The following is a 5,570-nucleotide window of genomic DNA, read 5'->3' on the forward strand; positions in this document are numbered from 1 at the left end:
AGGAGCGGCCTCTGGCCGCGATCGGGCCGGGCCTGACCAGGGGGATCGCGGCTGCAAGCCGCTCCCACGCGTGGCGGTGAATGCCGCTCAGGCCACCGACTGGTAGTAGAGGTTCTGCGGGTGATTCGCCTGGGCAAAGAAGAACCAGCGTTCGGCGACCAGCCCGAGGTACTGGATCAGGGCCGCGGCGATCAGCACGTTGGTCGGGTCGACCGTCATCAGCAGGCTTACGGCCAGCAGTATCGTGGGGATGGCGAAGGCGGCGATCAGGAAGATCCACTTCACCGCGCGCACGAATCCCTCCGACTTGTGGTGGAAGAACTCGCGGGTGTTGAAGGACCCGCCCATGAAGCCCTGCGATTTCTGCACGATGCGGGGGTGCTTGATCCCGATCGCGGTCTGCAGCGTCGACTTCGGCTTGATCCTCGCGTTGCGGATCAGCGAGGCGATCCGCGTGACCAGACCGAGCAGGGTCAGCGCGATCGCGGTCGACGCGAGCACGTGCAGCAGCTGCGCTCCGGACCACGCGGCATAGGCGGTGGCGAGGGTAAAGCCGGAGGCGGCACCGAGCAAGGTGTAGTTCACCACGGTCAGCGGCGAGTGCCATTCCTGCAGGAATTTCACGGCCGCATAGATCATCGCGGTACTCACGAAGAGCGCCAACGCCAGGAGCGTGCCCACCGTGCCGAGGGCCACTGTCACCAGCACCGCGCGGTCGCCGGGCAGCGTGAACAGCGTCGGATTGAAGTCCAGCCAGTGCGCGAGGCCGTACAGGAAGACCACGCCCATGAAGGCCGGCAGCACGATGACCTCGCGCGAGAGCCATGAGGTGCGCCACTTGGTCGCGGTGCGCCAAGCCCGCTCGGGACGGCCGAGGTGGAAGAAGGATGCGATCAGACCGAGTCCGAGCAGGATCAGGGAGGCCAGTGTGCCGAGCGCAAGGAAGTTCCCGTTCTGTGTCGGCGCCATGCCAAGGATCCCCAGGGACTCCGTCAGGAACAGCGCGATGAAGAGTCCCTGACCGGCGCCGATCAGGGTGGTGAGGAAGATCACGGAGAAGGCAGGATGCATGATGAATTCTTCCCTGGTTACCAGCTGGTGACGTCGTCGAGCGACGGCTCGTCTCGGTCCGGCTTGGGCAGTTTGCTGTCGATCCTCAGCGGGTTGTCGGTGCGCTCGAGTTCGTCCTCGCGCACGGTAATGCGCGTCTTGTGCCGCGGCAGGTAGTGATTGGCCGGCTTGGTGCCCCATTCCGGCATCAACTGGTAACCGCCGTTTTCGCGGATGGCCGTCGACACCTCGGAGTCGGGATCGTGGACATCCCCGAACAGGCGTGCGTTGGTCGGGCAGGCGCGCACGCAGGCCGGCTTGCGATCCCACTCCGGGAGTGCTTCGTCGTAGATGCGATCCACGCAGAGCGTGCACTTCGTCATCACCCGACGCTGGGCGTCGACCTCGCGCACGCCGTAGGGACAGGCCCACGAGCAGTACTTGCAGCCGATGCACTTGTCATAGTCCACCAGCACGATGCCGTCTTCCTCGCGCTTGTACGAGGCGCCGGTGGGGCAGACCGGCACACAGGGCGGTTCCTCGCAGTGCAGGCAGGACTTCGGGAAGTGCACGGTCTCGGTGTTCGGATACTCTCCGACCTCGAAGGTCTGAACCCTGTTGAAGAAGGTCCCGGTGGGATCCGCATCGTAGGGACGCAGGTCGACCAGCGGGCCAGCCTCGCCAGAGGTGTTCCACTCCTTGCAGCTGGTCACGCAGGCATGGCAGCCGACGCAGACGTTCAGGTCGATGACCAAAGCGAGCTGGGTCATTACTTGCCTCCTTTGGCAGCGAAGAAGTTCCAGACCCGGGGCCGCTTCGACTGGCCCGGGAAGGGTTTCACGGTGTCGAACTGCGGCGCCGTCACCTTCGGCTCGTCGGCCCCGGCCTTGTAGATGCGCACCCGGACGTCATACCAGGACGCCTGGCCGGTCACCGGGTCGGAGTTCGAGATGCGTCCCTGATCGCTCGGCAGTTCCTCGGAGATCAGGTGGTTCAGCAGGAAGCCCTTGCGTGCCTCGTTCGACTTCGGGGACAGGTTCCAGGCCCCGGCCGCCTTGCCGATCGCGTTCCAGGTCCACACGGTGCCCGGTTCCACGGCCTCGGAGTACTTGGCCATGCAGCGCACCTTGCCCCACTGGCTCTCGACCCAGATCCAGTCGTCGTCCTCGATGCCGGCGTTCTTCGCGGTGACGGGGTTCACGAACAGCAGGTTGTGCGTGTGAATCTGTCGTAGCCAGGCGTTCTGGGAGTCCCATGAGTGGTACATCGCCATCGGTCGCTGCGTGATCGCGGCGAGCGGATAGGTGTGCTTGTCCGTGGCCTGGCATTCCAGCGGGTCGTAGTGGAAGGGCAGCGGGTCGAAATAGGTCGCGACGCGCTCGGCGAGGTGTGCGGGCGGCCGCCGTGACGTGCCCTTGCCCTGCGCCGCGGCGCGGAACTTCATCAACACCTCGGAATAGAGGTGGATCAGAATCGGCTCCGCGTAGCGCGTGATGCGGTTGCGCTGGGACCACTCGAGGTAGCCCTTGTTCCAGTTGCGCATGTACTGGTAGCTCTTGGGCAGCTCGTGGTGGTAAACGCAGTTGTTCTTCGCGTACATCTCCCACTGGTTGGGGTTGGGCTCGCCGCGCAGGGCCTTCTCGCCGCCCTTGCCGCGCCAGCCGGCAAGGAATCCGATGCCGGAACCCGGTTCGGTCTCGTAGTTCACGACGAAGTCCGGGTAGTCGCGGTACTTGCGCTTGCCCTCTGGCGTCGTGAAGGCGGGCAGCTTCAGCCGCGACCCGAGCTCGATCAGCACCTCCTGGAAGGGCTTGCACTCGCCCTTCGGCGGCACCACGGGGATGCGCACCGAGTCCGCCGGTCCGTCGAATTCGGAGATCGGGCGGTCGAGCATCGACATCGCGTCGTGCCGCTCCAGGTAGGTGGTATCGGGCAGCACCAGGTCCGCGAAGGCCGTCATCTCGGACTGGAAGGCGTCGGCGACCACCAGGAAGGGGATCCTGTATTCGCCGTTCTCGTCCTTGTCGTTCAGCATCTTCCGGACCTCGACCGTGTTCATGGTCGAGTTCCAGGCCATGTTGGCCATGAAGATCAGCAGGGTGTCGATCCGGTAGGGATCGCCGCGCCACGCATTGGTGATCACGTTGTGCATCATGCCGTGCACCGCCAGCGGATACTCCCAGGAGAAGGCCTTGTCGATGCGCACCGGCTCGCCCTGATCGTCGACGAAGAGGTCGTCGGGCTCGGCCGGCCAGCCCAGCACCATCCCGTCCAGCGGCTTGCCGGGCTGGACGCCCTCGGGGCCCTTCGGCGTGCGCGCGCAGGGCGGGATCGGGCGCGGGAACGGCGCCTTGTGGCGGAAGCCGCCCGGGCGGTCGATGGTGCCGAGCAGCGACATCAGGATCGCCAGCGCGCGGATGCTGTGGAAGCCGTTGGAGTGTGCCGCGAGGCCGCGCATCGCGTGGAAGGAGACCGGGTTGCCGGTCACGCTCTCGTGCTCCACGCCCCAGGAGTCGGTCCAGGCGATCGGCAGCTCGATGCGCTGGTCGCGCGCGGTCACGCCCATCTCGTGGGCAAGGCGGCGGATGGTCTCCACCGGGATGCCGGTGATCCTGGAGGCCCATTCCGGGGTGTATTCCTCCACCCGCTCCTTCAGCAGCTGGAACGCCGGTTTCGCCAGGGTCCCGTCCTCCAGCCGGAATTCTCCGAGCAGGTACGGGTCGGCGTCGGCGCTGTGGGTGCGCACCGCGCGGTCGGTGCGGCGGTCCCACCAGAGCTTGTCCTGGGGATCGTAGCAACCGTCGGACGCCGGGGCCTCGTCCCGGAGGAACATGCCGAACTCGTCATTGGCCTCGTCCACGTTCACCAGCTGGCCGCCGTTGCTGTAGCGCACCAGGAAGTCGCGGTCGTAGAGGCCCTTGGCAATGATCTCGTGGATCAGGGCCAGCAGCAGGGCGCTGTCGGTACCCGGCCGGATCGGCACCCATTCGTCGGCGATCGCAGAGTAGCCGGTGCGCACCGGGTTGATGGAGATGAAGCGGCCGCCCTCGCGCTTGAACTTCGAGATCGCGATCTTCAGCGGGTTCGAGTGGTGGTCCTCGGCGGTGCCGATCATTACGAAGAGCTTGGAGCGCTCGAGGTCCGGGCCGCCGAATTCCCAGAAGGAGCCGCCGATGGTGTAGATCATCCCCGCGGCCATGTTCACCGAGCAGAAGCCGCCATGGGCCGCGTAGTTCGGGGTCCCGAACTGCTTGGCGAACAGTCCGGTCAGCGCCTGCATCTGGTCGCGGCCGGTGAACAGCGCGAACTTCTTCGGGTCGGTCTCGCGCAGGTGGGCCAGGCGTCCCTCCAGCATGGAGAAGGCCTCCTCCCAGGAGATGGCCTCGAAGTCACCGGCGCCGCGCTCGGCACCCTGCCTGCGGCGCAGCGGCCGGGTGAGGCGTGCCGGGGAGTACTGTTTCATGATCCCCGAGGAGCCCTTGGCGCAGATCACGCCCTTGTTGATCGGGTGATCGGGGTTGCCGTCGATGTACCGCACCTCGCCGTCGCGGACATGCACGCGGATGCCGCAGCGGCACGCACACATGTAGCAGGTGGTATTTTTGACTTCCTGCGAGGGGGTCTGTGTCATCATGAATACCGCCTTGATTAATAAGTAAATTACGATATACTCCGGCCAGTATGCAGCTACCGGGCTGGTCCTACAAGGCAAAACTTTTTATCCATCCATAAGCAGCCAAGGAATTCCGACATGCCCGAGCCCACCCCCCAGTTCAGCGCAGACAAGCGGCAACGCGCCGCCGGGTCACCGCGGCATCAGGCCGGACGGCTGCCTGCCGGCGGCGCCGTGGCCGGCGCCGAAAGGAGGGACGGGGCATGAAGGTCTGCATCGTTTCGGACAGCCACGACCGCGGCCCGATGCTGGCGCGGGCCATCGCGGCGGGTGCCGCCGAGGGTGCCGAGGCGGTGATCCACTGCGGCGACCTGATCGGCGGAAACACCCTGAAGGCCTCGCTGAAGCTCGGGCTGCCGATTCACGCGGTGCACGGCAACAACCTCGGTGATCCGGTGGCGATCTCGCGCATTGCCCACCAGTCCAACGGCCTGCTGACCTACTACGGGCACGACGGAATCATCACCCTCGGCGGCCGGCGCATCTTCGTGACCCACTATCCGCACTATGCCCACGCGATGGCCTGCACCGGGGAGTACGACCTGGTCTGCTGCGGACACAGTCACGAGCCCGAGGTGCGCCAGCAGCCTCACGTGAAGAATGGGTCGGCCTGGGTCGTGAATCCCGGTACCGTGGCAGGCCTCGGGGCGCCCGAGGCCACCTGGGCGCTGGGGGATCTGGCCACGATGGACTTCGAGATCCGGCTGACGCCGGAGGTGGAGCGGACCGAGGTCTGAAGCGGCCCCGGGACCGCGACACGCGGCGCCTGCAGCGCCGAAGGATCGTGCATCGGCTGGTTTCCGGTCTCCGCACTGTCCCCGTCCCGGGGCCGACCCGGTCCCCGCCC

4 protein-coding genes are annotated in these 5,570 nt (G+C 66.1%); 1 reads left to right on the forward strand and 3 read right to left on the reverse strand.

Annotated elements, in window-relative coordinates; genetic code table 11:
- Positions 1-87: 87 nt before the first annotated feature.
- From ACESMN_RS06695 to ACESMN_RS06705, 3 genes are read right to left on the reverse strand one after another with little or no spacing between them, the layout of a single operon-like run.
- Complete coding sequence (locus ACESMN_RS06695; protein WP_373052820.1) at positions 88-1,071, reverse strand: dimethyl sulfoxide reductase anchor subunit family protein; 984 nt, start codon at positions 1,069-1,071, stop codon at positions 88-90.
- A gap of 17 nt (positions 1,072-1,088) precedes the next feature.
- Positions 1,089-1,820 carry a 4Fe-4S dicluster domain-containing protein gene (locus ACESMN_RS06700; protein WP_373052821.1) on the reverse strand — a complete coding sequence of 244 codons (732 nt, stop codon included), beginning with the start codon at positions 1,818-1,820 and terminating at the stop codon, positions 1,089-1,091.
- Entirely contained in the window at positions 1,820-4,681 is a 2,862-nt protein-coding gene (locus ACESMN_RS06705) for a molybdopterin oxidoreductase family protein (RefSeq protein WP_373052851.1), read from the reverse strand. Before ACESMN_RS06705 ends, ACESMN_RS06700 begins: the two co-directional genes overlap by 1 nt.
- Before the next feature lie 245 nt (positions 4,682-4,926).
- On the opposite strand from ACESMN_RS06705, the gene ACESMN_RS06710 reads away from it, so the two are divergent.
- A complete protein-coding gene (locus tag ACESMN_RS06710; RefSeq protein ID WP_373052822.1) occupies positions 4,927-5,460 on the forward strand; it encodes a metallophosphoesterase family protein in 534 nt (177 codons plus the stop codon).
- Positions 5,461-5,570: the final 110 nt, after the last annotated feature.

Source organism: Thioalkalivibrio sp. (genome assembly GCF_041690275.1).
Lineage (GTDB): Bacteria > Pseudomonadota > Gammaproteobacteria > Ectothiorhodospirales > Ectothiorhodospiraceae > Thioalkalivibrio.